Source organism: Methylobacterium sp. WL69 (genome assembly GCF_008039485.1).
In the GTDB taxonomy this organism is placed as follows: Bacteria; Pseudomonadota; Alphaproteobacteria; order Rhizobiales; family Beijerinckiaceae; genus Methylobacterium.
Map to the genome: position 1 here is coordinate 1 of NZ_VRUZ01000060.1, position 25,717 is coordinate 25,717.

Annotated in this window: 23 protein-coding genes; 12 read left to right on the plus strand and 11 right to left on the minus strand. The window is 68.2% G+C overall.

The features are described 5' to 3' along the window. The first annotated feature begins 226 nt into the window (after positions 1-226). The gene (locus tag FV218_RS15520) at positions 227-1,018 is read left to right on the plus strand and encodes a hypothetical protein (protein ID WP_147710620.1); all 792 of its coding nucleotides are present in this window, start codon (positions 227-229) and stop codon (positions 1,016-1,018) included. A 740-nt stretch (positions 1,019-1,758) separates the two neighbouring features. Beyond that, positions 1,759-2,535, plus strand: coding sequence for a hypothetical protein (locus tag FV218_RS15530; RefSeq protein WP_147710624.1), 777 nt, complete (start codon positions 1,759-1,761; stop codon positions 2,533-2,535). A 167-nt stretch (positions 2,536-2,702) separates the two neighbouring features. On the opposite strand, the gene FV218_RS15535 is transcribed toward FV218_RS15530, so the two are convergent. Continuing rightward, positions 2,703-3,233, minus strand: coding sequence for a hypothetical protein (locus tag FV218_RS15535; RefSeq protein WP_147710626.1), 531 nt, complete (start codon positions 3,231-3,233; stop codon positions 2,703-2,705). 697 nt (positions 3,234-3,930) lie between these two features. Continuing rightward, positions 3,931-4,314 carry a nuclear transport factor 2 family protein gene (locus tag FV218_RS15540; RefSeq protein WP_147710627.1) on the minus strand — a complete coding sequence of 128 codons (384 nt, stop codon included), beginning with the start codon at positions 4,312-4,314 and terminating at the stop codon, positions 3,931-3,933. Between the two features lie 316 nt (positions 4,315-4,630). Here FV218_RS15540 and FV218_RS15545 point away from each other — a divergent pair, with 316 nt between their 5' ends. From FV218_RS15545 to FV218_RS15555, 3 genes are all read left to right on the plus strand, one after another. After that, positions 4,631-4,924, plus strand: coding sequence for a hypothetical protein (locus FV218_RS15545; protein WP_147710629.1), 294 nt, complete (start codon positions 4,631-4,633; stop codon positions 4,922-4,924). Positions 4,925-4,933: 9 nt separating this feature from the next. Continuing rightward, the gene (locus tag FV218_RS15550) at positions 4,934-5,551 is read left to right on the plus strand and encodes a phosphatase PAP2 family protein (protein ID WP_147710631.1); all 618 of its coding nucleotides are present in this window, start codon (positions 4,934-4,936) and stop codon (positions 5,549-5,551) included. 158 nt (positions 5,552-5,709) lie between these two features. Beyond that, positions 5,710-7,338 (plus strand): inorganic phosphate transporter, encoded by a 1,629-nt coding sequence (locus tag FV218_RS15555; RefSeq protein WP_147710633.1) that lies wholly within the window; start codon positions 5,710-5,712, stop codon positions 7,336-7,338. 502 nt (positions 7,339-7,840) lie between these two features. Here FV218_RS15555 and FV218_RS15565 read toward each other — a convergent pair. The 4 genes from FV218_RS15565 to FV218_RS15585 form a co-directional block, all read right to left on the minus strand. Next, entirely contained in the window at positions 7,841-8,050 is a 210-nt protein-coding gene (locus tag FV218_RS15565) for a hypothetical protein (RefSeq protein ID WP_056087971.1), read from the minus strand. Positions 8,051-8,159: 109 nt separating this feature from the next. Next, positions 8,160-9,326 carry an HPP family protein gene (locus FV218_RS15570; protein ID WP_147710635.1) on the minus strand — a complete coding sequence of 389 codons (1,167 nt, stop codon included), beginning with the start codon at positions 9,324-9,326 and terminating at the stop codon, positions 8,160-8,162. A gap of 454 nt (positions 9,327-9,780) precedes the next feature. Beyond that, positions 9,781-11,031 carry a formyl-CoA transferase gene (frc, locus tag FV218_RS15580; protein ID WP_147710636.1) on the minus strand — a complete coding sequence of 417 codons (1,251 nt, stop codon included), beginning with the start codon at positions 11,029-11,031 and terminating at the stop codon, positions 9,781-9,783. Positions 11,032-11,133: 102 nt separating this feature from the next. After that, positions 11,134-11,607: a PAS domain S-box protein gene (locus FV218_RS15585; protein ID WP_147710638.1), complete on the minus strand. Its 474-nt coding sequence runs from the start codon at positions 11,605-11,607 to the stop codon at positions 11,134-11,136. A gap of 304 nt (positions 11,608-11,911) precedes the next feature. Between FV218_RS15585 and FV218_RS15590 the strand changes: the two genes are divergently transcribed. From FV218_RS15590 to FV218_RS15600, 3 genes are read left to right on the plus strand one after another with little or no spacing between them, the layout of a single operon-like run. Continuing rightward, entirely contained in the window at positions 11,912-12,355 is a 444-nt protein-coding gene (locus FV218_RS15590; protein ID WP_246685140.1) for an OsmC family protein, read from the plus strand. 30 nt (positions 12,356-12,385) lie between these two features. Next, positions 12,386-12,760, plus strand: coding sequence for a nuclear transport factor 2 family protein (locus FV218_RS15595; protein WP_147710642.1), 375 nt, complete (start codon positions 12,386-12,388; stop codon positions 12,758-12,760). After that, the gene (locus tag FV218_RS15600; protein WP_147710643.1) at positions 12,757-13,452 is read left to right on the plus strand and encodes an esterase; all 696 of its coding nucleotides are present in this window, start codon (positions 12,757-12,759) and stop codon (positions 13,450-13,452) included. Before FV218_RS15595 ends, FV218_RS15600 begins: the two co-directional genes overlap by 4 nt. A 550-nt stretch (positions 13,453-14,002) precedes the next feature. Here the strand turns inward: FV218_RS15600 and FV218_RS15610 are convergent. Then, positions 14,003-14,236 (minus strand): hypothetical protein, encoded by a 234-nt coding sequence (locus FV218_RS15610; RefSeq protein WP_147710645.1) that lies wholly within the window; start codon positions 14,234-14,236, stop codon positions 14,003-14,005. A gap of 78 nt (positions 14,237-14,314) precedes the next feature. After that, complete coding sequence (oxlT, locus tag FV218_RS15615; RefSeq protein ID WP_147710647.1) at positions 14,315-15,631, minus strand: oxalate/formate MFS antiporter; 1,317 nt, start codon at positions 15,629-15,631, stop codon at positions 14,315-14,317. A gap of 435 nt (positions 15,632-16,066) precedes the next feature. Here oxlT and FV218_RS15620 point away from each other — a divergent pair, with 435 nt between their 5' ends. Both FV218_RS15620 and FV218_RS15625 read left to right on the plus strand, forming a co-directional pair. Further along, entirely contained in the window at positions 16,067-16,480 is a 414-nt protein-coding gene (locus FV218_RS15620) for a CBS domain-containing protein (protein WP_056087954.1), read from the plus strand. Between the two features lie 296 nt (positions 16,481-16,776). Next, entirely contained in the window at positions 16,777-17,058 is a 282-nt protein-coding gene (locus tag FV218_RS15625; RefSeq protein ID WP_147710648.1) for a hypothetical protein, read from the plus strand. Between the two features lie 99 nt (positions 17,059-17,157). On the opposite strand, the gene FV218_RS15630 is transcribed toward FV218_RS15625, so the two are convergent. Next, positions 17,158-20,337 carry an autotransporter serine protease gene (locus FV218_RS15630; RefSeq protein ID WP_187273078.1) on the minus strand — a complete coding sequence of 1,060 codons (3,180 nt, stop codon included), beginning with the start codon at positions 20,335-20,337 and terminating at the stop codon, positions 17,158-17,160. A gap of 1,300 nt (positions 20,338-21,637) precedes the next feature. On the opposite strand from FV218_RS15630, the gene FV218_RS15635 reads away from it, so the two are divergent. Both FV218_RS15635 and FV218_RS22840 read left to right on the plus strand, forming a co-directional pair. Next, positions 21,638-22,618, plus strand: a complete 981-nt coding sequence (locus FV218_RS15635) for a helix-turn-helix domain-containing protein (RefSeq protein WP_147710652.1) — start codon at positions 21,638-21,640, stop codon at positions 22,616-22,618. Positions 22,619-22,790: 172 nt separating this feature from the next. Next, positions 22,791-22,961, plus strand: a complete 171-nt coding sequence (locus FV218_RS22840; protein ID WP_187273079.1) for a hypothetical protein — start codon at positions 22,791-22,793, stop codon at positions 22,959-22,961. Between the two features lie 10 nt (positions 22,962-22,971). Here the strand turns inward: FV218_RS22840 and frc (FV218_RS15640) are convergent, their stop codons facing one another. Next, positions 22,972-24,246 carry a formyl-CoA transferase gene (frc, locus tag FV218_RS15640; RefSeq protein ID WP_056087942.1) on the minus strand — a complete coding sequence of 425 codons (1,275 nt, stop codon included), beginning with the start codon at positions 24,244-24,246 and terminating at the stop codon, positions 22,972-22,974. A gap of 342 nt (positions 24,247-24,588) precedes the next feature. Continuing rightward, a partial coding sequence (oxc, locus tag FV218_RS15650; RefSeq protein ID WP_147710654.1) for an oxalyl-CoA decarboxylase occupies positions 24,589-25,717 on the minus strand: 1,129 nt, incomplete at its 5' end.

Sequence of the window (25,717 nt, forward strand, 5' to 3'; positions counted from 1 at the left end):
CGCTTCTGCCGGCTTCTTGGCCGGTCCGGATGTCTGCTTCATCTTCGCTCCTCAGGGGCTACGATGAACCAGCCATCCTCCGTTCGTGAAGACCCTCATTCTGTCCCACAGGTGCTGACGTCGGACAGTCTACCTCCTCACCGACCCCGTCGTCGTTGAAAAGATTCCCGGCGCCGGCATCTACAGCGCCGATGCCGATGGCTCGGGCGCGCTCGGCGGCCTCGCGGTGTTGGATGGTTCGCTTCACGCCTGCGGCGCCAAGGGACAGCTCTACCGGCGCACCGGCGCGGATGCCTGGACGCGCGTCTCGATCGACGACGCCGCGATCGCGCGACAGGGGCGGCTCGACCGGCTGGCGGAGGGCGCGACCGGAGCGGCCTATGCGATCGGCACGCTGATACCCGAGTTCTGGGAGCCTCCCGCCGAGCTGGAAGCGGCGCAGCTGCAAGCGGCACAGGCTGGCGACCTTGCGCGCTTCGAAGCGCTCAGCATCGAGGCGGAAAACTGGGCCAGGGAGCAGGGGCTCGGCGGCGTCGCCTCCGGCTTCCTCCTCACGGGATCGGACGGCGCCTGGCGTCGTGTCGAGGCCGGATCGGAAGAGGAACTGCGCGACATCCTCGTCGAGCCTTCGGGCGAGGTCTGGGCGGTGGGCACGAACGGCGTCATCCTCAACGGCGATCCGGTGACCGGCACCCTCACCGACCGCTCCCGTCCCGGTGACCGTGGTCGCGACTTCGTCGGCATCACACGCTTCGAGGGCCGGATGGTTCTCTGCTCGGACTCCGCACTGCACTGGTTCGACGGGCAGACCCTGACGCCGATGCGTCCGATGCCTGGGCTCGGCATCGACTGCGGGACACCCGCACCGCTCTGCATGCGCGCCGTCGGCCATGGTCTCGTGTATTTCGATCGCGCGCACGGGGTGCATCGCTTCGACGGCAGCTCGTGGCAGGAGATCGAAATCCCGGTTGCGCTGCTTCAGCGCGACTTCGTCGGGCCTCATACGGTTTCCGCCTGATCCGTTCGGTGACGCGGTGCCATGCGGGTCCCCTCCTCCCCAGGCGCGGGTCCCCTCTCCTGGAAGGAGAGGGACAGGGTGAGGTGTGTGGAGTCTCCGGACAGTCCACGACCCTCACCCCAACCCTCTCCCAAACAGGAGAGGGGGCCCGTCGCGGCTACTCAATCCGAATCGATCAACCGGAGTTGGTATCAGTCATGAGACGGCAACCGGTTGCAGGCGTGAAGCCCCGGAACAGACGATGAAACGGAGTGCGCTTTCCATGGCTTCCCGAGCGAGCGTGATCCCTGGGCTCGGTCGCCGCAGGCCGGCGGGGTCTTCCGGTTGGCGTTCGGTGCAATGACCGGCGTGATCCCATGGATCGGCAGTTCCGTGCGCAGGAAGCTGCCATCCTATTCTTTGTCGGCAGGCAACAGTCTCGGTTGCCGAGCGGTACCGCAAGCAGATCGGGAACAGCGGCGGAATCGCAAGCCTCGCCGCCCGGTGGGACGAAGTCGAGACGGCGTCCTCGACCGTCTGCGCGGGCGTGGCTTTTCGTCGAGAAGCCGCCGCGCGATGGACCCAATGCTGGGATCGAACATCCAGTAGACGAAATCCGACGCTTGGTCCCGGCGGGGAGGGGTTGCTTACGACCCGTAGCGGGCGCTGGGAAGGTCCGCTTTGAGGCTGCTTGGTGAAACCGAGGGTCATTCATATCGCTGGATACCACTTGTCAATAACGACGCGCTATCGCTCTTGGCATGTCATCGATACGCACCACCTTTCTTATCGCATTGGCGTTCCTCATGGTTCACTCCGCATCAAGCGCGGAAGTCGAACAAATGAATGCCGGTCCACCGGGTGAAGTGAGTTTCATCTATCTGGTGCCGAGTGATCGATCAGTCTCGAAGGCATATCCCGAGCGAATTTCGTTCGCAGCCCGACACTTTCAATCGTGGCTTGGACAAAAGCTGAACGGCAGGACGTTCCGTTTGGCAAACCCAACCGTTCGGATTGTGCGGTCTGACAAGCCTGCGAAATGGTTCAGCTCAGTCGAACGTCACACCGGTTACAGTGCATTCTACCGAAACACGCTCGAAGAACTCACGCGCCTGGGCGTTGCCAAACTGAACGACCCGAAGGCCCGCTACATGGCCTACGTTGATGCCGATCACGCCTGCGGACAATCCGGTGCAGGCGGCAGCGGACTTGCAGTGGTTTCGGCGAACGATCTACGTGGCCTTAGCGGAGAAACGATTGTGCCCGCTTGCGAGAAGGCAAACGGAGCCGAGATCGCCGGACGGTGTCGATGGATCGGCGGGATGGGCCACGAGATGCTGCACACTCTAGGCTTGATCCACCCCGACCGCTCGCCGGCATGTCAGACGGCTCAATGCCGTTCTGAAGCGCTAATGATGCATGGATACGTCAAGTATCCAAACGCCGCTCTCCTCAAAGAAGAAAGCTTGAGCTTGAACCGGTCGCTCTTCGTGCAGGACCAACGTATAGAAAATCTTCTCGACTGCACAGCCCCTTGACAGCTCATGAATGTCTGCGTGAGTGGAAGTCGCAACCGGCGATAAATGATCTATTTAGGTCGAATGCAGAACGTCCGCTTCGGGACGACAGGTCAGGGTCCGGTTATCGACCCGACCTCGCCGTATTGCTCGATCAACCCTGCTCTCGGAAGCGGAGGTCTTCAGGCTCAATTCGGCGATTTGTCCGAAGGCGGCGGCAATAGGTCTGACTTCGATCTCGCTCCAGATGCTGAGAAACAGCCGCCGCACGCATCAGCGATCCAACTGTCTCCGTGGTCTCCCCGGCGACCCCAGACATCGATCCTCGTGCCCCCACGGCCCTCGAAAATGAAGCTCGTGGACCAGATACCCCATAGTTCAACTAGCTCATCGCTGACGGTGACCGTAGGTCCGGCTCTGAGCGTCAGTTGAGGGATGATGGCTTGATCCGTCACTTTGCCGATCATCACCATGCAGAGGTCTCCGTGACACCCGCTCTCGATGCGCAGCAGCAGGGGGCCGCCCTCGCGCCAGAACCGATTATCCTTGATCCTAGCGGCGGCGAGTGCCGCTTCCGCGTCCTTTGGCCTCTCGGAGCGCATAAGCGCCGCAACACGGCCCTTGAGTTCGTCCGGCAGTGGGTCCTCGATACGAAAACGTGCCCCCTGCGCGGAAGCCACGCCAATCATGGTCAAGCTCAACGCCGTCGCGAGAATCACTGATCGCCACCGAGACACCATAGCTTGCAGCCTTGCACCCTTTGAGCACTACGTCCGCTTCCTGCGCGCCTGATCTTAAAGCAGACGGTCGCAAATCCACCCAACCCGGTCATTGGTGGCTGTTTAAACAGCCTGGAAGCGGACCTTCCCAGTGGCCGAGAAGGGTCGAATGCGGAACGTCCGCTTACGGACGCATGGCCGGGGTCCGCTTGCCACCAAGAGCGGGCCCGGAAATGTTTAAATCAGGTCGAAGATAGAACGTTAAAAATACTGTCAATAAGCTTAAGTGTTATGGCTGCTGTAAATTACCTAAAAACAATACATAAATTGCCATTATAGCCCCAACCAAAAAGAAAATACTCAAAGCTGTGACTAATATTACACCAAACCAAAAACCTATAGGGTTCGTAGACAACGGCAAGTTGACGCTCATAGATTTAAAAACTTTATATCTATATGCAAAATAGAGTTGGTTTTTGTATGAATACAAAGCATAAAAACAGCACGCCACTAGTAATATGGCACCAATATGCATTTTCATAACATTTATCCAATTAACACCTTGGCCGCCGCCATGACCGTTTTGAAGTCCGAAGGAGGCTGGAGGCGAAACGTCTGCTTTAAGGCAAAAAGCTAGGGTCCGGTTACCACCCAGTACGGTCGTTCAGGACGGGTACCAGGCGTCGGATTTGATCCACTAGAACATGCCGTTCGGGTTGGCGGAATGCTCGGGCAGGGTCTGCATCACGTCCCAATGCTCGACGATCTTGCCGTCGGCATCGAGGCGGAAGATGTCCATGGCCGCGTAGTCGTCGCCGCCCGGCCAGTGCTGGAGGCAGTGCAGCACGACGAATTCGCCCTCGGCGATGGCCCGCTTGATTTCGACGCGCTTGCCCGGCCACTCCCGCGCTATGCGCTCGAAATACGCGATGAAGCCGTCCTTGCCGGTGGCCACGTGCGGATTGTGCTGGATGTACGCGCCGCCGACATGGCGGGCGATCGCCTCGCGCGGCCGGCCTTCGTTGAACATCAGGTCGTAGAAGGCGATCACGGTCGCCTTGTTCCGCGCGAGATCGGTCATGCTGCCTCCCCGGGGTGCTCCTGCCCTGCTCTTGGCCTGCTCCCGCGGCGGCGTGGCGACCGCTTCGTCGCGCGGGGGCACGATGACACAAGGCGCGGGAGAGGCGATCCGATCCAGCGGGATCGGTCACGGCTCCGGCGGGCCGGACCCCCCGTCGCGATCATGCGCCTCGCCCGTCCGCAAGCCGTTTTAGCCTCGTCCGATCCGGCGGTCATTGAACGGCCGTCGGATAAACCCTGATTGTTCAAAGATCGGTCTTCATCAAGAGTTCTTTTAGACACGGCGTACATGCTCGATGGGACGTAGGATACCAAGCATGCACCCGAAAACCCTGGCCTGGGCGACCGCCGTGACGGCAACGGCGTGCGCCCTCGGCATGACGGCGGCGACGGGACTTCGGATCGAGCCGTCGCACGGGCTGATGTGGACGGCAGGCATCGGCCTCCTCGTTGCCATCCAGGCGTTCTATACGCGCTACCGGCCGGAACCGTTCATCGCCGATCTGATCGGGACCCTCGCCGTGAACCTGTGCGCGTCCTGCATGATCGGCGTTGTCGCGCTCGCCGGTCTGGCCGTGAACGCGCCCCTGGTCGATGGGGCGCTGATCTGAGCCGATGCGATGCTCGGCCTCGATGCGCGAGCGATGGTCGAAACCGTCTCGCACTGGACCGTCCTGCACGGCCCCCTCGCGTTCGCCTGCCAGTTTTCGGTGGTTCTGCTGGTGTTTGCGCCCTCGATCCTCGTCGTCCTGCGTCGAGCCGAAGCGGCCTGGCGGTTCTGCGCCATGATCGGTCTCTCCGGGCTCGCCTGTGCGCTCCTGTCGATTCCGTTCCCCGCCATCGGAGCCTTTCCCGGACTGCAGATCCCCGACGACGTCGTCGCGCGACTACCGCTGGGGGCGGGCCTCTATCACATCCCGACCTTCGATGCCTTCCGGTCCGAACTCGCGACGGTCATTCGCCTGTCGGAGTTGAACGGCGTCATCACGTTTCCGTCGTTTCATGCCGCGTTTGCCTGCGCGACGGCGCATGCCTTCCTGCCCGTACGGCCCCTGCGCTTGCCCGTCGTGGTCTGGACCGTTGTGGTGATGGCCTCCACCATCGTGATCGGCGGCCATTACTTCGTCGATGTGTTGGCCGGCCTCGCCCTGTTCGCGGCGGTCGCTTCCGTCGCGCGGCCGCACAGGACGGCTTCGCGTCTCCCGAGGATGGCGCCGGCGATGACCTCCGCCGCGTGAGACGCCGACCGGCTCGCCGTGGCTCCAGCGGTTATGGCTGTCCGCAACGGGCCCGACCGCATCGTCGGCGCCTGCGCCGCCGTCTCCTGGACCGTCACCCGACGGTCATGGGCCCGGTTTAATCCCGGTCGTGACGAAGAAATTTTTGGGATGCCGCCATGTCCGACGCTGCCCTGGCCTCGACCGGACCGGTCGCGCCCAGTCCCACCGGCAAGCCCACCCTGGACCACGCCATCCATCCGGGCGGCGTCATCGCGTTCCTGCTCGTCCTCGTGGCCGGCCTCGGCTACGCCGTCTTCAGCCTGATCGCCGACCTGAACGCGGTGCATCAGGAGCCCCTGGCGATGGGCGCCTTCGCGCTCCTCGGCCTCGCCCTGCTGATCGCCCTGGCCTTCGAGTTCGTGAACGGGTTTCACGACACCGCCAACGCCGTCGCCACCGTGATCTACACCCACTCGATGCCGCCCCTCGTGGCGGTGATCTGGTCCGGGACCTTCAACTTCCTCGGCGTGCTGCTGTCGTCCGGCGCCGTCGCCTACGCCATCGTCACCCTGCTGCCCGTGGAGCTCATCCTGCAGGTCGGCTCGGGCGCCGGCTACGCGATGATCTTCTCCCTGCTCCTCGCCGCCATCATCTGGAACCTCGGCACCTGGGCCCTCGGCCTGCCGAACTCGTCCTCGCACGCCCTCATCGGCTCGGTGCTCGGCGTCGGCGTCGCCAACCAGCTCATGGGCGGTCAGGACGGCACCTCCGGCGTCGACTGGACCCAGGCGTTCGGCGTGTTCAAGGCGCTGGCCTTCAGCCCGGTCTGCGGCTTCGTGGCGGCGGCCCTGCTGCTCCTCGCCCTCAAGTTCGCCGTGCGCCGCAAGGACCTGTACGAAGCGCCCAAGGGCGACGCGCCGCCCCCCCTCTGGATCCGCGGCGTCCTGATCCTGACCTGCACCCTGGTGTCGTTCTTCCACGGCGGCAACGACGGGCAGAAGGGCATGGGCCTGATCATGCTCATCCTCATCGGCGCCGCCCCCACCGCCTACGCCCTGAACCGAACCATGACCGCCGACGCGACCCCGGCCTTCGTCCAGACCTCTGAGGCCGCCGGCGCCGTGTTTTCGGCCCATGCCGGCGGGGCGGCGCGCCCCGAGGCCGCCGAGGCCCGCAAGATCGTCGCCGACGCCCTGAAGGCGAAGGCCCTCGACAAGCCGGAGGTGTTCGCAGCCCTCGCCGCGCTCTCGGGCGACATCGCGGCGTCCGTGAAGGGCTACGGCTCGCTGCAGCAGGTCCCGGCGGCGGCGACCTCGAACGTCCGCAACGACATGTACCTCGCCTCCGACGCGATCCGCCTGCTGCCGAAATCCGGCGCGACCCTGTCCGAGGCCGAGACGAAGACCCTGAAGGGCTACACCGAGCTCCTCAACGAGGGCACCCGCTACATCCCGGGCTGGGTCAAGGTCTGCGTCGCCTTGGCGCTCGGCCTCGGCACCATGGTCGGCTGGAAGCGCATCGTCGTCACCGTCGGCGAGAAGATCGGCAAGACCCACCTGACCTACGCCCAGGGCGCCTCGGCCGAGATCGTGGCCGCGGGCACCATCGGGCTCGCCGAGCTCTACGGCCTGCCGGTCTCGACCACCCACATCCTGTCCTCGGGCGTCGCCGGCACCATGGCGGCCAACGGCTCGGGCCTGCAGATGTCGACGGTGCGCAACATGGCGCTCGCCTGGGTCACGACCCTGCCGGCCGCCATCGTCATCGCCGGGACTTTGTTCTTTATCCTTCGCCACGTCTTCTGAGGCCGGTACCTGATCCGCGAGCTTCGCGCGCGCCGTCGTGAGGCCCCGCCGGATTCATGCCGCTGCCGGGTGGGTGTTTTCGAACGCCGCGAAGCGCGGGCGGGAAGCGGCACGGGCCCCCGTCCAGTTGGGGCGGGGTGATAGCAGAGGGATGATCGCGTGTGCGTAAACCCCTGGTACGCCGGGCGGAGCGTGGGTGCGCATCCTCTCCTCTCCCCGCCTGCGGGGAGAGGGCCGCAGGCACCCCGTCGTGCCTGCGGCAAGCGCAGGCGAAGCCGCAGCGACGGTGAGGGGGCTTCGTCGGAGGAGGCTCTTCCGGAATCGCCCCCTCACCCTCGGCTGCCGCCTCGACGCGCTCCCCGACTAGGGGGAGACGCGTCCCTCTCCCCGCAAGCGGGGCGAGGGGATGCGCACCTGGGACTTCGCGTCTCGCACAACGCACTGCGACGGCGGCTTCAGACCACACGAGTAGACAAGTCCCGCACTGCCCGCGCGGCGCGGCCTACCGCAGGGTCGACGACTCGCCGGCCTTCAGCGGGCGATCCTCGCCGTCACGCCCGCCCGCGGAGACGTGGGAGTTCAGGCGTTCGAGGTGGTCGAAGACGTGTTCGAAGGCGGCGGTGACGGCCTGCTCGAAGGTGCCGTCGTGTTTGCCCTGGGCCGCCTTGAGGCCCTGGAGCAGCGCCTGGTGCTTGTCCGTATCGCTCGACATGGCAGTCCTCTTGGCAGTCCACTTGGCCGGGCGGAAGGCCGGCGTCATGGAAGCAAGCGCCGATCCCGGCCGGAGTTCCGGACGCGGGGCCGTTCGCGCGGGCGCCGGGTCAGGCGAGGGCGGGTTCGGGGCTCGGCCGGCGCGCCCCGACGGCCTCGGCCAGCAGCTCGGCCACGAGGTCGGCCTGGGACACGATGCCGACGAGGCGGTCGTCGGGGCCGACCACGGGCAGGTGGGTGAGGCCGGCATCCTGCATCCACGGCACGAGGTCGGCGATGGGCGTGTCGGGGCGGACGGAGCGCACGGGGCTCGTCATGATGTCCTCGACGCTGCCGTGGGGGGCGCGGCCCCGGGCCAGGGTCAGGGCGACGCGCCGGGCGATTCCGAGGCGCGGGCCGGGCCGCTCCCACACGGTCTTGTCCAACAGGTCCGTCTGCGTGACGATGCCGAGGATGCGCGCGCCTTCGTCGGTCACCGGCAGGGCCTTGACCCGGTGGCGGCGCAGGAGGTCGAGGGCCTCGTGCAGGGGCGCGTGCGGGGCCACGGCGATGACGTGGCGGGACATGATCGCCGCGCATGTGACCGGGCCGGCGGCGCGGCGGCGGTAGGCCGCGAGCTGCGCCCCCGCCAGGATCGCCTTGAGGTCGTCGCGCCCGATGTCGAGGACCTGATCGTAGGCGTCCAGCACCGCGTCGAGGTCGGCCGTGGTGACGCCGCCGCGGGTGGAGGGCGCCGGGTCGGCCGCTTTCTGGGAGCCGGCATGCGGGTAGGCCCGCCCGGTGAGGTTGTTGAACAGGATCGCCACCGCCAGGAGCAGCAGCGAGTTGGCGGCCACGGGCCACAGGACGAAGCCGTAGCCGAGGTCGTGGATCGCCGGGCCGCCGAGGACCGCCGTGAGGGCGACGGCCCCGCTCGGCGGGTGGAGGCAGCGCAGGGTCGTCATCAGGCCGATGGCGACCCCGATGGCGACGGCCGCCGCCACGGCGGGATCGGCGATCATATGCGCCGCCGTGACCCCGACCAGGGCCGCCACGAGGTTGCCGCCGAGGATCGACCAGGGCTGGGCCAGGGGGCTCGCCGGCACGGCGAAGAGCAGCACCGCCGACGCCCCCATGGGCGCGATGAGGGCGGGCCAGGCCGGGTCCGCTCCGAGGGCGAGGCGGCCGACGAGCCCCGTCACCAGGATGCCGACGAGGGCCCCGGCGGCCGAGCGCAGGCGCTCGCGCCGGCTCAACGGCTGGGTGTCCGGCAGGAGGTGACGCAGGGACAGGCGCATCGTCGGAACGGGCCTCGGCGCTGTTTTGCGGGGCGTGTCGTGGGGGGCGTGACGGGAGCCCGTTACGTTCTCGTCTCGGGGCGCAGCGGGGGGCCGTCGAAGCGCCGGCGTCATAGCAGATCGATGCGGTCTCGATTAACCCGGCCAAGATCAAGGCGGGCAAGCGCGCATCCCCTCGCCCCGCTTGCGGGGAGAGGGTTCGAGACCCCTGGCCGGGTCTCGAACGAGGCGGCAGCCGAAGGTGAGGGGGCGCGGTCGGAAGAGGCTCCTCCGGAAGCGCCCCCTCACCCTCGCTGCGGCTTCGCCTGCGCTCATCGCAGGCACGACGGGGTGCCTGCGATCCTCTCCCCGCAGGCGGGGAGAGGGGACATGCGCACCGGTTCGACGGGCCAGTCACCCCGCGCCCGAGATGCGGACGGCGCGCCCTGGGGCGCGCCGCTTCGGAGGCTTTACGTCAGACGGCGCGGGCCTGGTGCAGGTGCTCGATCTGCTGCTGGGTGTAGCCGAGGTCGAGGAGCACCTCGTCGGTGTGCTCGCCGAGCAGGGGCGAGGCGACGATGTCGACGGTCATGTCCGAGAACTTGATCGGGCTGCCCACGGTCAGGTACGAGCCGAGCTTCGGGTGCGGGACCTCGACGACGGTGCCGCTGGCGCGGAGCGACGGATCGACGGAGAGCTCCTTCATCGACAGGACCGGCGAGCACGGGATGTCGAACTTGCGCAGGATGTCGACGGCCTCGAACTTGGTCTTGTCGGCGAGCCACGCCTCGATGACGGCGAACACGTCGAAGATCTTGTCCTGGCGGGCGCGGGCGGTGTTGTAGGCCGGATCGTCGATCCACTCCTCCTTGCCGATGGCCTTGCAGATCGGCGCCCAGGCGTGACCCTGGATGGTGAAGTAGATGTAGGCGTTGGGGTCGGTCTCCCAGCCCTTGCACTTGAGCACCCAGCCGGGCTGGCCGCCGCCGCCGGCATTGCCGCCCCGCGGCACCACGTCGGTGAACTCGCCGTGGGGGTACTGCGGGTATTCCTCGAGGTAGCCGAGGGCATCGAGGCGCTGCTGGTCGCGCAGCTTGACCCGGCACAGGTTGAGCACCGAATCCTGCATGGACACGGCGACCTTCTGGCCGGTGCCGGTCTTGTTCTTGTGGTGGAGCGCCGTGAGGATGCCGATGGCCAGATGCATGCCGGTGTTGGAATCGCCGAGCGCCGCCGCGCTGACGGTGGGCGGGCCGTCCCAGAAGCCCGTGGTGGAGGCGGCGCCGCCGGCGCACTGCGCCACGTTCTCGTAGACCTTGAGGTCCTCGTAATGGTGGCCGTCGGAGAAGCCCTTCACCGAGGCGAGGATCATGCCCGGGTTGAGCTCCTGGATGCGGGCCCAGGAGAAGCCCATGCGATCGAGCGCCCCGGGGCCGAAATTCTCGACCATGACGTCGGACTGCTTGATCAGGGTCTCGAGCACTTCCTTGCCCTCGGGGGTCTTGGTGTCGAGGGTGAGCGAGCGCTTGTTCGAGTTCAGCATGGTGAAGTAGAGGGCGTCGGCATCCTCGACGTGGCGCAGCTGGGTGCGGGTGACGTCGCCGGAGCCGGGACGCTCGACCTTGATCACGTCGGCGCCGAACCAAGCCAGGAGCTGGGTGCAGGCGGGACCGGCCTGGACGTGGGTGAAGTCGATGATCTTGATACCCTCAAGCGGCTTACTCATGGCGGCGTTCTCCCTGATCGGTCGGTGTCGGACACGAAATCGTTTCGGTAGGGTCCGCTTCGGTGCGGGCTCTTGGTTTTGGCCTTGAGGCGTCTGGCCCGGTCAGGCCGTCTCCACCGCGCCCGGCGAGGGCGCGCGGGATTCGAATTCGGCGAGGCGGCGGCGCAGGTCCCGCTCCTCGGTCCAGCGACGGGTGTCGTCGCGGATGACGGCGGAGATGCCCGCGACGGTGCCGTCGGCGCCGTGCAGCATCCCCACCGTGAAGGCGATGGAGAGGGCATGGCCGTCCTTGTGCACGGCCGGCACCCGCAGCACGTCGGCGCCGTACCGGGTGACGCCCGTCCGCATGGTCTCGAAGTAGCCGTCCCAGTGGCGCCGGCGGTGGCGCTCCGGGGTGATGAGGTCGAGGGACCGGCCCAGGGCCTCCGCGGCGCTGTGGCCGAAGATGCGCGTCGCGGCGGCGTTCCAGACCACGATGGCGCCGCTCGCATCGGACACCACCACGGCGTCGCCGAGCGTGCCCACGAGATCGGCGAAGTCGATGGCCTGCGTCGGGGAACCCACGGACTCGGCCATGCCTCAGCGCGGGTCCGCCGCCGGATTGTTGCGGAGCAAGACAGTCGTTCGCAAGTGCAGCATGGACGGGACGGGGTGGTGCGGACGATGATCCGAGCGCATGATCGCCTCCTCCGGGCATTCGGCAGTCGTCGGCCCTTGGCGGGCCTGACGAGGACTTGCTTTTTCTGTCCGCCTGTTGTTGGTATTTGGTATGCCAAGCATTTCGGACTGTCAACCGACCATTCCGGCCCCCGGTGAGGGACCGTCGCCGGCGCCGAGTCCCGACCCCGCGATTCTCGACCCCGCGATTCTCGACCCGGCCGTGGGGCGGGGGCCGGGCATCCGCATCACCCAGGAGGCGGCCTACCGCTTCACCGTGGATTTCGGCGACCTGATCGCGGCCCTGCCCGTCGACGAGGCGCCGCCCGCCGGCGAGGGCCTCGGGCCGTGCCCGGAGCAGCTCCTGGTGGCGGCGGTCTCGAACTGCCTGTGCGCCAGCATGGTGTTCGCCCTCGGCAAGTTCCGCCAGGAGGCGGGGGGCGTCGCGGCCGACGCCCATTGCCGGATCGTGCGCAACGCCGAGGGGCGCCTGCGCATCGGCGGGATCGAGGTCGCCATCGCGCTCGGCCAGCCGGCCGAAAACCTGCCGCGCCTCGACCGGGTGCTGGAGCAGTTCGAGCGCTTCTGCACCGTGTCGCAGAGCGTCGAGGCCGGCATCCCCGTGGCCGTCACCGTCCGGGACGGGACCGGACGACGCCTGCGCTGAACCGAAGCTTTTCAAAAGGAGACATCCGCGATGCCCACCGACACCAGCCGCGCCGACGCGCCCGAGGACCTCGCCCGCCTGTTCAACGCCCGCGCCAATGCGGGCGACGTCGCCGGTCTGGTGGCCCTGTACGAGCCCGACGCCGTTCTGGCCGCCGGCGCCGTCGTCGCCACGGGCCACGCCGAGATCGAAAAATTCTACACCGACCTGCTGGCACGCAAATCCGATTTCCCCGCCGTCGAGACCCTGCCGGCCCTCCGCAACGGAGACCTCGCCATGACCTTCGCGCGCCTGCCCAACGGCCACGTCTCCGTGGAGACGGCCCGGCGCCAGGACGACGGCGGCTGGCTCTGGGTGATCGACCAGCTCAAGATCAAGCCGCTCACCCCGGCCGAATCGGCGTGACGGAGGTTGTTCCCCTCGCGCCGGAACTGACCGGCCGCCTCGGCTTCGCCCATCGCCTGCCCGTGGCGCCGCCCCTGCCCCCCGGCCGGCACGCCCTCGGGCTGTTCGACACCCGCGACGCGGTGCTGGTGGTGCCCGACGGTCTTCGCCCGGGCCGGCCGGTGCCCCTGGTGGTGCTGTTCCACGGCGGCGGCGGCAGCGCGGAAAAAATCCTGCCGATGCTGGAGGCCCACGCGGCCGCCGAGGGCTTCCTGCTGCTGGCCCCACAATCCCTGTTCCCGACCTGGGACCTCGTCATCGGCGGGCACGGGCCGGACCGCGAGCGCCTGTCCGAGGCCCTGGCCGCGGTGGCCGCGCGCTTTCCCCTCGACCCGCAGCGCTTCGTCTTCGCCGGCCATTCCGACGGCGGCAGCTACGCCCTGTCCCTCGGGCTCGCCAACGGCGACGTGGTCACCCACGTGGTCGCATCCTCGGCCGGGTTCTTGTCGGTGCATTGCCAGGCCGGGGCACCCCGGATCTTCCTGTCCCACGGCACACGGGACGAACAGATCCCCATCGACCGCAGCGCCCGCCCCCACGCCGCCCGCCTCGCCGCCGCCGGCTACGACGTCACATATGTCGAATACGACGGCCCGCACGCCCACCAGTCCGAGGTGGTGGCCCAGGCCGTGGCGTTTTTCCGCGACGCTTGATTCGGTTCATCGCCGAGGGCGGCGCTGACGCGCGGGTCCCCCTCCTTCCAGGCGGGGCGATGGCAGAGGGGTGCATGCGTTTGGGTCGGCCCTTGCCCGTTCGCGCAGAGGGTCTGCGCGCATCCCCTCTCCCCGCCTGCGGGGAGAGGGCCGCAGGCACCCCGTCGTGCCTGCGGCGAGCGCAGGCGAAGCCGCAGCGACGGTGAGGGGGCTGCGTCGGAGGAGCCTCATCCGGACGCGCCCCCTCACCCTCGGCTGCCGCCTCGACGCGCTCCCCAACGAGGGGGAGACGCGTCCCTCTCCCCGCAGGCGGGGCGAGGGGATGCGCACCGGAAACTCTGCTTCTTCGACGACGCCCTTCTGCGGCGGCTTCAGACCGCGACCATCAGCTGCGATCGCCCTGCCGTCCAGCGGAAGGGGGCCTGCATGCGCCCCACGCCCACATCCGGATGCCGTCCCGTACCCCGTCGCTGCACGCGATCGGCGCGTTCGCATCTGTGTGAGTCCAGTCGCCGCGCGCGGGGCGAGGGGATGCGCACCGGGGACTCCGCTACTTCGACACCGCCTCCGGGGCCAGGGCCTCGAAGGGCAGCCAGCCCTCGAACGGCTCCAGGCCGGCCTCGGAGCGATACCAGCGCCAGACCTGCCCCGACGCGTTGGGGGAGTACCAGCGCCCGGCGCGGCCCTCGGCCAGGATGGTGCCGAGGGTGGGGTGCCGGAGCCAGACCCTGTCGATGGTCTGCGGCGCCGTGGTCATCCGGCGCCATTCGGGTTTGGGCGGCATGGTCGCGCTCGCGTGCGGGGGGCCGGAACGGGTGCGGGGCCGGACGGATGTCCGGCCCCGCGTGTCGTGGCGTTCGGCTCAGGCGGTGACGATGCGCGGGGCCGGGGCGGTCTCGGTGGCGAGCTGCGCCTGGGCGACGACGCGCTTGCGCCAGGGCTTCAGCACGGCGATGGCGAGCAGGGAGGCGAGGATGTTGGCACCCGCGGCGACGAGGAACACGCCGTCCCAGCTGCCCGTGCTCTGCTGGAGGTAGTTGGCCACCGGTACGAGGAGGGCCGCCGTGCCTTTTGCCGTGTAGAGCAGGCCGGCATTGGTGGCGGCGAACTTGGTGCCGAAGGTGTCGGTGCAGGTCGAGGGGAACAGGGAGTAGATCTCACCCCAGGCGAAGAACACGAAGCCCGAGAGCAGCACGAACCACAGGGGATCGTGACCCCAGAGGTAGAGCATGTAGATGCCGAAGCCTTCCATGGCGAAGGCGATGAACATGGTGTTCTCGCGGCCGATCTTGTCCGAGACCCAGCCGAAGAACGGGCGGGTCAGGCCGTTGAGGACGCGGTCGATGGTGGCCGCGAAGGTGATCGCCACCATGGTGATGCCCATGATCGTCACGGGCACCTTGTCGACGCCGATGTCGGAGGCGATGGGCTTGAGGTTGGCGGTGATCATCAAGCCGCCGGCACCCACGATGACGAACATGAAGTACATGAGCCAGAAGATCGGCTGACGGGCGACCTCGCCGGGGGTGTAGTTGCGCCGGGTCTGGATGATGTTGGCGTTGTTGACGGCTTCCGGAACCTGGCCCTTCTTCGGCGAGGTGAAGAAGAACGCCAGCGCGCAGACGACGAGACCCTGGCCGATGCCGAAGTTGAAGAACGCCGCCTGGAAGCCGTGGTCGGAAATCATCCACTGGATCGGGGCGACGGTCAGCGCCGAGCCGGCGCCGAAGCCGGCGGCGATGATGCCGGCGGCGAGGCCGCGCTTGTCCGGGAACCACTTGAGGGCCGAGCCGACGCAGGTGCCGTAGACGGCGCCGGCGCCGATGCCGGCCACCACCTGGCCGAGGTAGAACATGTTGAGGGTCTCGGCATAGGAGTTGATGACCCAGCCGATGCCGCAGAGCAGGCCGCCGAACAGGACGACGACGCGGGGGCCGTACTTGTCGACGAACCAGCCCTCGACGGGGACGAGCCAGGTCTCGAACAGGACGAACAGGGTGAAGGCCCACTGGATGGCGGCGCGGTCGAAGCCGAACTTCTTCTGGATGTCGGGGACGAAGAACGTCCAGCCGTACTGAAGGTTGGCGATCATCACCATGCAGATGACGCCGATGACGAGCTGGCCCCAGCGATATCCATCGCCGACGCGTGTGACTTGACTTGGTTCGACCCTGGTCATGACGATCCTCCGGTTGTTTTGTTGTCCCAACATCATGCGCGATCGGCCATGGCGTGCCGTCGCGCATCCGGGGCACCGAGGCGGTGCCGTCTGGTATTTGGAATACCAGGGTTGCGCGGTGCACGGGGCGGCGTCAAGAGTAGCGGCGGCAAGATTCGATTTTGCAGCGCACCATGCTTGGTGACGGGTACGGTTCGACTGGCGAGACCAGTGTGTGGCCGACGGGGTGCAGTACTCCGCCGTATTCCCACCGCGCCAAGATCAGAAATCCGGCGACGGCCGCCGGCGGGATCGGCGGACGGCGATCTCCGCCGGAGTGGCACGATCCGGAAGCATGATGCAGGTTTTTGCGTCCGACGCGGAAAAATCATGGCGTTTCCCGCAGGTATTGTGCATACCAGTGCCAGTCGGCGCAGTTCGACGGGAGGAAATGCCGTGGAGAACAGCGATGCGTCCGGTCGCGGCGCGGCCCTGCACTACATCCGCGCGGATCGCACCGTCCGCGATGCCGTGCGGCTGCTGTCGCGGCCCGGCAGCGATGCCCTGGTGGTCATCGACGGCCGGCCCGATTCCGATGGCGCCATCGTCGGCCTGCTCACGGAGCGCGACATCTTCCGGGCCCTGACGGCCGGGGGCCTGGAGGTCCTCGACGCCCTGGTCTGGACCCTGGCGCGGGCCGACTTCGCCGCCGTCGACGTGGGGCTGGCCCCGCAGGAGCGCCTCGCGGCGTTCTGCCGGCACCGGACCGAGCACCTCGCGGTCATGGACGGGTTCGCCCTGCGCTCCGTCGAGAGCATCTGGGACTGCCTCGCCGCCCCCTCGGCCCGGACCGCCGCCCCCGGGCCGTGACCGGGGATCGTCCGACGGGCCACGCCGTGCAGCTTTCGCGCCGCGTCGGGACACGGGCCCCAGGTATTTTCGCACGATGCTCTGTGCCGCGAGAGTATTGCGACGCAATAATTTCATCCCCCGGACGTAAAATGCATCGTCCGGCCGGTTGAGGATTGACCCGTCGTCGGTTCGAATACAAAAATCACCCGGGATCACGGACTGGTGATCCCGAGCTCCACCGGGGGGCCGCCGCGGCGGCGTCCCGGCCGGGTTGGGACAGGCGCGGGCGTGCGGCCCGCTTCAAGGGAAACACCATGCGGTATCTCGCGATCCTCGAATGCCCCGTGATCTTCAGCGGCGAGAACGCCTACGCGATGACGAGCATGGACATGTGCCCGTCCGTCGGCATCACGCGCGGGCTCATCAGCCGCCACGTGAAGGTCGTCGATTCCGAGCTGTTCGTCGTCAGCATCTGGGACAGCCAGTTCTGCGCCAAGCTGTTCTTCGATCCGGCCTGGTACGAGAAGGCCGAATCCCTGTGGGGCGACCGCTACCAGCTCCGCCTCGACGCCATCGACGAGGCCCGCGTGGCCTGAAGCGCGACGCCGCGGCGGCCGTCGGAGCGGGTTCCTCCCCGACGGGAACGGCGCGCGTGCGGCGGGTCGACGTTCGAGGGCGCGATCCCGGAGAGACCCCTAGAACCGGTAGGTGAGGTTGCCCTTCACGGCGTGATCCCGTGCCCGGTCCCCGACCTGCCCCGTATAGGCGACGCCGAGGGTCGTGCCGCGTCCGACGCGCACATCGAGACCCGCTTGCGCCACCACGGCGTCCCGATCGATGGGCAGACCCGCCGTCAGGAAGGCGGGACCCGTCCCGAAGGCCAGCAGGGCTTTCGGCACGACGTCGCCGTAGGCCCGGCGGTAGCCCACGAGGGCACGGGCCGAGACGGGTCCGCCGAAGCCGAGGTCGAGATTGGCCTGCGCCCGGAGACCCACGGTCGAGGTGCCGATCTCGTAGGTCTGCGCCGCTCCGGTCAGGGCGGCGAACCCGCCGGTTTCGGCCAGGCGATCCCGCCCGATGGCGACGAGGGCGCCGCCCACGAACGGCTCGATGGAGGACAGGGCGAAGACCGCCGGCGAGGGACCCGGCGTGCCCGCGACGGCGAAGCGATAGCCGAGTTCGCCGAAGCCCTGGATCGTGTCGCCGCCGGTGCGGGCGGAGGCGCTGTCGCCGAGGCCGGCGACGGAGATGCTCCGGCGCAGGCGGGCGGCGTTGTCCGCGTAGACCGCACCGAGGCGCAGGGAGACCGCGCCGGATTCGTAGCCGCCGTAGACGCCGCCGAACCCGCTCTCGATCGTGCCCGACTGCAGGCTGCCGGGGGTGTCGAGTCCGGTGGTCGCGTAGCCGCCGGCCACGCCGATCCGGATTCCGTTCTCGAGCCGCGCGTCGGCACCGAGCACGAAGCCGCTGGTCTGGCGCGAGAGGCTTGCGGCATTGCCGTCCGTGCGCGCCCGACCGAAGCTGCCGAAGCCCTGGCCCCAGACACCGAAGGTCCGGGGGTCCATGACCCGCATCGGCACGGGGGGCATGGGAGGGGAACGGCCGGGCAAGTCCGCCGCGTAGGCTGCCGGCGGGAGGCCGTACCCGGTGGCCTCGGTGGAGCCCGGCGTCGGCCCCCAACGCAGGCGGTCGAGGATCGCCTCGCGCACGAAGAAGGCGGTCGCGAATTCCGCGGAGACCAGGCTCGGGTGGAGTTCGCCCGACATGGACTGGAACGCGCCCCGCGCACGGGCCGGGTCGGTGGTGATCAGGATGGTCTCGTAGATCCGGTTGCCGGCCCCGAGCGCCTCGACACCGGCGCCGACGGACGCCTGATTGCGGGTGGCGCCCACCGCCGCGAAGGGGGTGCCGTTGCGGGCGACCGACAGGCCGACGCCGTTGGGGCCGTAGGACAGGTCCGTGCCGATGAAGGTGTAGCGCGGTGTCGTCGCGTCGAAGCGTCCGCTCACCCCGCCATCCGCGGTCAGGATGGTGTAGCGCTGGCCGAGCAGGCTGCGGGTCTCGGACGGGCTCAAGGACGCCGTCGCGTTCTCCAGGGAGACGGAGACGGAGCCGCCGGCGATCTGCGCCGCCCCGGTGGCGGCGATGCGGTCGCTGCGGCCCGCCGCGATTTCCACGGCGTAGGTGGAGCCCGCCGCGAAGGCGACGCTCCCCGCCACGTCGAGCGTCCCGATGGCGTTGCCCGGTGCCACCGTGCCGCCCCGGGCGACGTTGAGGCCACCGACGCGGCCGCTGCCGCCGAGGGTGCCGCCCGCATTGACGTTGGCGAGGGAGGTGATGGCGCCGTTCACCGCGAGCAGGCCGCCATTGATTTCGGTGGTGCCCGTATAGGTGCTGTTTCCGGTCAGCTGCAGCACGCCGTCGCCCGATTTCGTCAGGCCGCCCGCATAGGTACGGGTGAGGAAAGCCCGATCGCGAGCGAGCCGCCACCCGTATTCGGCCCGATCGTCCGCCGACGCCGTGTCCGGAAGGCCGTTGGTCCAGCCGCGCGCGACCTGAATCCGCTCCCACGCAGCATGTTCGGCGGTGTCCTCGACGAAGCGCTGGCGCAGGGCCGCATCGGAGATGTCGTTCGACCAGGTATCGGCGACGCCGGCGCCGAGATGGGCGTCGAAGCGGCCGAGGAACTGGCCGGGGCCGTTCATCGCCCGCCCGAGGTCGATCTTGCCCCAGCCGAAGGTCTCGTTCGGCACGTCCGCCGGGCCGCCGCCGAGATGGGTCGCAGTGGTGAGCAGGACGTCGCGCGCCTGCGCGTTGGTCAGGTAGGCGTAGCGCTCCATCACCAGCGCCAACGCGCCGCTGACATGGGGCGCCGACATCGACGTCCCGCTCTTGGAGCCGTACCCGGCCGCGCCGGTGGTCAGGTTCACCACCGTCGAGGTGATGCCGCGGCCTGGCGCGGCGAGGCACCAGTACTTGGCGACGCCGCAGCGGTTGAACTGGGTCTGATCGGCGCCGTTGAGACCCGAGGCGGCGATCCAATTCGTCTCCAGGTCGGGCTGGAAATACGGCAGGGCCGCGCGGATGGTCGGGTTGTCGACCCCGGCATTGCCGGCGGCGACGACCTGGATCACCCCCGCGCGACCGGCATCGGCGATGGCGTCGAGCCAGCTCCGCTGGCGCGTGAAGGGAGCGTAGGCTGCGGTGAGGCCCGCCGGCGTGTTGTAGCTGTCGCGCGGGGGCGGGCTGCCCCAGGAGCTGTTGATCAGCCGCGCGCCCTGCGCGACGAGGCTGCCATAGGCGCCCTGGAAGTAATTGTAGTCGGCATTCGCACCGTAGATCGACGCGTCGGTTCCGTTGGTGTTGGTGGCGATCACCTGCGCCCCGAAGGCGACGCCGTGCATGCGGGTCCCGTCGCGGCGGGCCACGATGGTGCCGTCGACGTGGGTGCCGTGGTCGTCGTTGATGCCGCGCACCCAGGTGCCGGGCACGGAGTAGGGCTGGCCGGCCGTGAAGAAGTCCGAGCGCGCCGTGCCGCTGTCGTAGCGGAAGCCGCTGGATGCGTAGGTGCCGGCGTTGGTGATGGCGGTGATACGGCCGGCGAACTCCGGATGCGTTCCGAGAAACCCGGAATCGACCGAACCGACCAGGACGCCCTTGCCGGTCATGCCACGGGCATAGGCTTGATCGGCGTACATCGACGCCTTGCCGTAATCGGCGAGGTACTCGGGCGTGCGCCAGCTCGCGACATCCCCGATCCGGCCGGGATCCCGATAGCCGGCGGTCTGGCCGAGGGCCGCGTGGGAAACACCGGCCCACAGAAGGAAGCCGAGTCCGGCGGTACGCGAGGGCCGCAGGGGCGAGGGATCGGACATGAACATCTCCGGATCGCGCATGAGATGCGCCGCCGTGACACGGGCAGGCTAAAAGACGGCTCTGTCCGCTCAAGAATGAAGCAAGAGGTGCCGCATTGTCTGTCGTGGCGCAGACTCATTGCGTCCCTGAACTGATTTGTAGCTTCACACTTTTCTGATGTTCAAGATGCCGATCGACAAAGCCCTGTCGCGGGCAGAGGGTGTTGCCTGGGCGCAACATTTCGGCGATGTCGCTACGGCCGGGCGCCGCCCGTCCCGCACGCGTCCGAGCCCGCGCTGCACGCGAAGGGCCGCTACCGCAGCGAGACCCGCCGCAAAATCTCCCCCGCGGCCCTTCACGGCCCGACCGCCGCCGATTCCGCCCGCGAACCGGACACGGCGCCCCTCGCCGCTCATCTGCCGGTTCCACACAACCAGTCGGACGATTCCGTGCAGCGGCAGGCGTTCGGATGCGGGCGTGCGGCGCACCGGGGCTCCCTCTCCGGGAAGGCAGGGCGATCGCAGAAGGATGCATGCATTTGGGCCGGCCCTTGCCTATTCGCGCAGAGCGTCTGCGCGCATCCCCCTCTCCCCGCCTGCGGGGAGAGGGCCGCAGGCACCCCGTCGTGCCTGCGGCGAGCGAAGGCGCAGCCGCAGCGACGGTGAGGGGGCGATTCCGAAAGAGCCTCACCCGGAATCGCCCCCTCACCGTCGGCTACCGCCTCGACGCGCTCCCCGGCAGGGGGGAGACGCGTCCCTCTCCCCAGCCAAGCGGGGCGAGGGGATGCGCACGGGGGGCGGCGCTTCGTCGACAGCCCCTTCGGCGGCGGCTTCAGACCGCGACCATCATCTGCGATCGACCTGCCTGGAAGGAGAGGGAGCACCCTTGGGCTTCACGCCCGCATCCGGATGCCGTCAGGGGGCCTGTCTCCGCACGCGATCGGCCCGTTCGCAATTGTGTGAATCCAGTAGCCGTCCCGACAGGGGGATCGCGGACGTCCGCCCGAGCCGGATTGACGGGTCGGAGGCTTGGTCGAAGGCAGCCGCGTGCGAGGGTAGGCGCGGCAATTTTTCCGATCAGCGACGGCAGTCGTGGCGACCCGCATGAGGGAACAGCCGGTCGAGATTGGACTTTTTCGTCGTTCTTTCGGTATGTTGCCCTGGCACAGGCGCCGGATTGCTTATGAAATCATAAGACAAATCATTCATATTTTGCAATCGAGCGATCCAACGAAAGGATCCGGGTGTGACCCAAAACTGTCGCCGCGGGCGTGGCGAAGACGGGCCCGTGTTCGAGACAGGATCTCCGTAGGAGCCGTGGATGAAGGTTCTGGTCACGACGGAAAACATCCCGCATCGGAAAAAATTCGACTTGTGGCGGGACGTGTCTTACGAGCGCCTGATCCCGAGCGAGGCGCGGAAGACCGGGGATGGCCCGTTCGAGGGCATGCTCGAAGCGGCGGATGTCGGTGGCGTGCTCATCACCCGCTCGACCTTCGGCGCCCTGACCACGGAGGTGACTCCGGCGAACATCCGGCGTCATGGCAAGCAGCACACCCTCTCGGCCACCATCCGGTTGGCCGGGACCGCCGCGAGCAGGCAGAACGACCGCTCCCTGATCCACAATCCCGGCGAGATCGTCGTCGTCGACCGGTCGCGGCCCGTGCGCCTCGACTTCGCGGCCCCGACGCAGTCCCTGGTGATCGAAATCCCGCGCGATCGCATCGAGGGATTGCTCGGACCGGCGGCGCTCTACAGCGCCCTCCGGATCGACGCCGGCCTCGGCAGCACCCGACTGGCCGTCCGGTTCTTCAAGGAACTAGTCGACGTGCAGGACACGCTGCCCCCCGATACGGCGGCCCGGATGTCCTCCATCGGCGTCGATCTCCTCGTGGCCAGCATCGCCGAGCGCATGGCGATGGAGACGCCGAAGGCCCTCTACGGAACGGTCCTGGTGCAACGGGCCAAAGCCCATATCGAGGCCAATCTGGCGGACCGGACCCTGAGCCCGGCCGAGCTGGCGCTCGCCCTGGGCGTCTCGCTCCGGCGGCTCCAGGAACTGTTCCAGGAGCGCGGCCGCAACATCTCCGACTGGATCTGGCAGCGCCGCCTCGACGTGGCGGCGGCGCGCCTGACCGATCCGCGGTGCATGCGCCTGTCCATTGGCGCCGTCGCCTACGGCTGCGGTTTTGCCGGCCAGGCCCATTTTTCCCGTCGCTTCAAGGATCGCCACGGCCTGACCCCGAGCGAGTACAGGCGCTTCGCCGCGCAACCGAAGCCGCCTAAATCCCGAAACGCTTGAGTCCTGAAGCGTCCGGCCCGCGGCGCGACGAGGGCTGCGCCGTCCTCGGTCCCCCGACTCCGCGCAGGCCGAGTCATGCCGGCGAAGCATGGCTGGTGTTAGGAATGTGATATATCAACTCGCGCTGCACCATGGCATAGAAGCGGTGCAACATCGCTCGAGGGGAACTCGCATGCTCACCACCGTCATCGTCTCGACCGTCAGCCTGATCGCCCTTCAGGTTCTCCTGGTGATCAAGGCCGCCGACCGGCTCTCGCCCCAGTCCGGCCCCCGCCGCACCGACGACCGCGCGCCCGCCGCCGCCGTGGCCGCCTCCGCCGGCCGCTTCGCCGGCATCGCCTGATCCCGAACGCCTACTCGGCGGCGATCCCCACGGGGACGCCGATGGCACCGGAGCGCGCCAGGGTCTGGCATTCGCTCTCCGAGTAGCCGAGCACCTCGCGAAGAATCTCGGCCGTGTGCTCGCCGAGCAGGGGCGAGCGCGTCACCTCCGTCGGGCTCGCCGACAGCTTGATCGGGTTGCCGACGGTGAGGTACGGCCCCCGCGTCGGGTGATCGACCTCCACCACGGTGCCGGCGGCGCGCAGGCCCGGGTCCTCGGCGATCTCCTTCATGGACAGGATCGGCCCGCACGGGATGTGCAGGGCGTTGAGGATCGCCATGGCCTCGAACTTGGTCTTGGCCATGGTCCAGGCCTCGATGCGGGTGAAGATCTCGTTGAGGTGCGGCAGACGGGCCTTGGCCGTCGCGTAATCCGGATGGGTCTTCCAGTCCGGCTCACCGATGACGTCGCAGATCTTCTCCCAGACCGGCCCCTGCGTGATGAAGTACAGGTAGGCGTTGGGGTCCGTCTCCCAGCCCTTGCACTTCAGGATGCGCCCCGGCTGCCCGCCGCCGGAATCGTTGCCGGCCCGCGGCACGGCGTCCCCGAACGGAATCCCCTCGCCGAACTGGCTGTATTCCCGCAAGGGGCCGCGCTCGAGGCGCTGCTGGTCGCGCAGCTTGACCCGGCAGAGGTTGAGCACCGAATCCTGCATGGCGCAGTCGACCCGCTGGCCCAGCCCCGAATGGGTGCGCTGGTACAGGGCGGTGACGATGCCGAGCGCCAGGTGCAGGCCCGTGCCGGAATCGCCGATCTGCGCCCCCGTCACCATGGGCGTGCCCGTGCGGAACCCCGTGGTCGAGGCCGCCCCGCCGACGCACTGGGCGACGTTCTCGTAGACCTTGCACTCGGAATAGTCCCCCGGCCCGAACCCCTTGACCGAGGCCAGGATCATCCGCGGGTTGGCGGCGTGGATGGTCTCCCAGGTCAGGCCCATGCGGGCGAGCGCGCCGGGCGCGAAGTTCTCCACCAGCACGTCGCACTCGGACACCAGCCGCCACAGCACCTCGACGCCTTCCGGCGTCTTGGTATCGAGGGTGATGGAGCGCTTGTTGTGGTTCAGCATGGTGAAGTACAGGCTGTCCACGTCGGGCAGATCCTGAAGCTGATCGCGCGTCGCATCCCCGGCGCCGGGGCGCTCGACCTTGATCACGTCCGCCCCGAACCAGGCCAGCAGCTGCGTGCAGGTCGGCCCCGACTGGACGTGGGTGAAGTCGAGGATTTTTATGTTTTCGAGGGCTTTCATGGTCTCACCGCAGGGTTGAGGCGATGTATCGACGGGGATCGCAACGTTTCGTCGGGCTGCCCTCCAGAGCGCATCGGCCTCGAACCCGGGGCGAGCCGGCGTAGTGTCCCTCTCCCCGCTTGCGGGGAGAGGGCTTTGCCGACCCTGTCGTCGGCAAAGCGAGGCGGCAGCCGAAGGTGAGGGGGCGAATCCGTAGGAGGCTCATCCGGTGAAGCCCCCTCACCCTCGCCCTTCGGGCTTACGCCGAACCCGACGAGGGGTTCGGCGTCCTCTCCCCGCAAGCGGGGAGAGGGGGATGGCGCACGACAGTTCCGTTCAGCCCCCCGGGGGGAACAACCTCGCTCACGCCGGCTTCTTGCGCACGGTGCTCTGCGGGTTGAGGCTGCCGATGTTGCCGCTCTCGGTGCCGGCCTGCGGGTCGATGACCGCGTTGATGAGGGTCGGACGCCCCGAATCCATCGCCTTGTTCACGGCCTGGGAGAGTTCGTCCGGCGTCGTTACGCTGATGCCGACGCCGCCGAAGGCCTCCATCATCCGGTCGTAGCGCGCGTCCCGGACGAAGACCGTGGTGGCCGGGTCGCGGCCCGTCGGGTCGGTGTCGGTGCCGCGATAGATGCCGTTGTTGTTGAACACCACGATGCAGATCGGCAGGTCGTACCGGCAGATGGTCTCCACCTCCATGCCGGAGAAGCCGAAGGCCGAGTCGCCCTCGACGGCGAGCACCGGGTGGCCGGTCTCTACGGCGGCCGCGATGGCGTAGCCCATGCCGATGCCCATGATGCCCCAGGTGCCGACATCGAGGCGCTTGCGCGGCTTGTGCATGTCGATGATGCCGCGGGCGAGATCGAGGGTGTTGGCGCCCTCGTTGACCAGGATGGCGTCGGGCCGCTCGGCGATGATGGTCTTGAGCGCCCCGAGCGCGCCGTGGAAGTCCATGGGGGCGGCGTTCTTGCGCAGCTTGTTCGCCATCTTGGCGAGGTTCTCGTCGCGCTTGGCCTGAATCGCGTCGGTCCAGGCGGCGGGGGGGGCCGCCCAGTCCTTGCCCATGCCGTCCAGCAGCGCGGCGACGCAGGAGGCGATGTCGCCGACCACGGGCGCCACGATCTCGACGTTGGAATCCATCTCGCGGGGCTCGATGTCGATCTGGATGAACTTCTTCGAGCCGGGCGCCCCCCAGGTCTTGCCCTTGCCGTGGGACAGGAGCCAGTTGAGGCGGGCACCCACCAGCAGGACGACGTCGGCGTCCTTCAGGACGAGGGAGCGCGCCGCGCCCGCCGACTGGGCGTGGGTGTCGGGCAAGAGGCCCTTGGCCATGCTCATGGGCACGTAGGGGATGCCGCTGCGCTCGACGAGGTCGCGGATGGCGTCGTCGGCCTGGGCGTAGGCGGCGCCCTTGCCGAGCACGATGAGGGGGCGCTTGGCGGTCTTGAGCACGTCCAGGGCGCGCTTGACGGCGTCGGGGGCGGGGAGC

Coding starts and splice junctions, on each gene's coding strand:
- FV218_RS15530 (WP_147710624.1), top strand. CDS start 1,759: ATGTCATCGATACGCACCACCTTTCTTATCGCATTGGCGTTCCTCATG.
- FV218_RS15540 (WP_147710627.1), bottom strand. CDS start 4,314: ATGACCGATCTCGCGCGGAACAAGGCGACCGTGATCGCCTTCTACGAC.
- FV218_RS15545 (WP_147710629.1), top strand. CDS start 4,631: ATGCACCCGAAAACCCTGGCCTGGGCGACCGCCGTGACGGCAACGGCG.
- FV218_RS15550 (WP_147710631.1), top strand. CDS start 4,934: ATGCTCGGCCTCGATGCGCGAGCGATGGTCGAAACCGTCTCGCACTGG.
- FV218_RS15555 (WP_147710633.1), top strand. CDS start 5,710: ATGTCCGACGCTGCCCTGGCCTCGACCGGACCGGTCGCGCCCAGTCCC.
- FV218_RS15565 (WP_056087971.1), bottom strand. CDS start 8,050: ATGTCGAGCGATACGGACAAGCACCAGGCGCTGCTCCAGGGCCTCAAG.
- FV218_RS15570 (WP_147710635.1), bottom strand. CDS start 9,326: ATGCGCCTGTCCCTGCGTCACCTCCTGCCGGACACCCAGCCGTTGAGC.
- frc (WP_147710636.1), bottom strand. CDS start 11,031: ATGAGTAAGCCGCTTGAGGGTATCAAGATCATCGACTTCACCCACGTC.
- FV218_RS15585 (WP_147710638.1), bottom strand. CDS start 11,607: ATGGCCGAGTCCGTGGGTTCCCCGACGCAGGCCATCGACTTCGCCGAT.
- FV218_RS15595 (WP_147710642.1), top strand. CDS start 12,386: ATGCCCACCGACACCAGCCGCGCCGACGCGCCCGAGGACCTCGCCCGC.
- FV218_RS15610 (WP_147710645.1), bottom strand. CDS start 14,236: ATGCCGCCCAAACCCGAATGGCGCCGGATGACCACGGCGCCGCAGACC.
- oxlT (WP_147710647.1), bottom strand. CDS start 15,631: ATGACCAGGGTCGAACCAAGTCAAGTCACACGCGTCGGCGATGGATAT.
- FV218_RS15625 (WP_147710648.1), top strand. CDS start 16,777: ATGCGGTATCTCGCGATCCTCGAATGCCCCGTGATCTTCAGCGGCGAG.
- FV218_RS15630 (WP_187273078.1), bottom strand. CDS start 20,337: ATGTCCGATCCCTCGCCCCTGCGGCCCTCGCGTACCGCCGGACTCGGC.
- FV218_RS15635 (WP_147710652.1), top strand. CDS start 21,638: ATGAAGGTTCTGGTCACGACGGAAAACATCCCGCATCGGAAAAAATTC.
- FV218_RS22840 (WP_187273079.1), top strand. CDS start 22,791: ATGCTCACCACCGTCATCGTCTCGACCGTCAGCCTGATCGCCCTTCAG.
- frc (WP_056087942.1), bottom strand. CDS start 24,246: ATGAAAGCCCTCGAAAACATAAAAATCCTCGACTTCACCCACGTCCAG.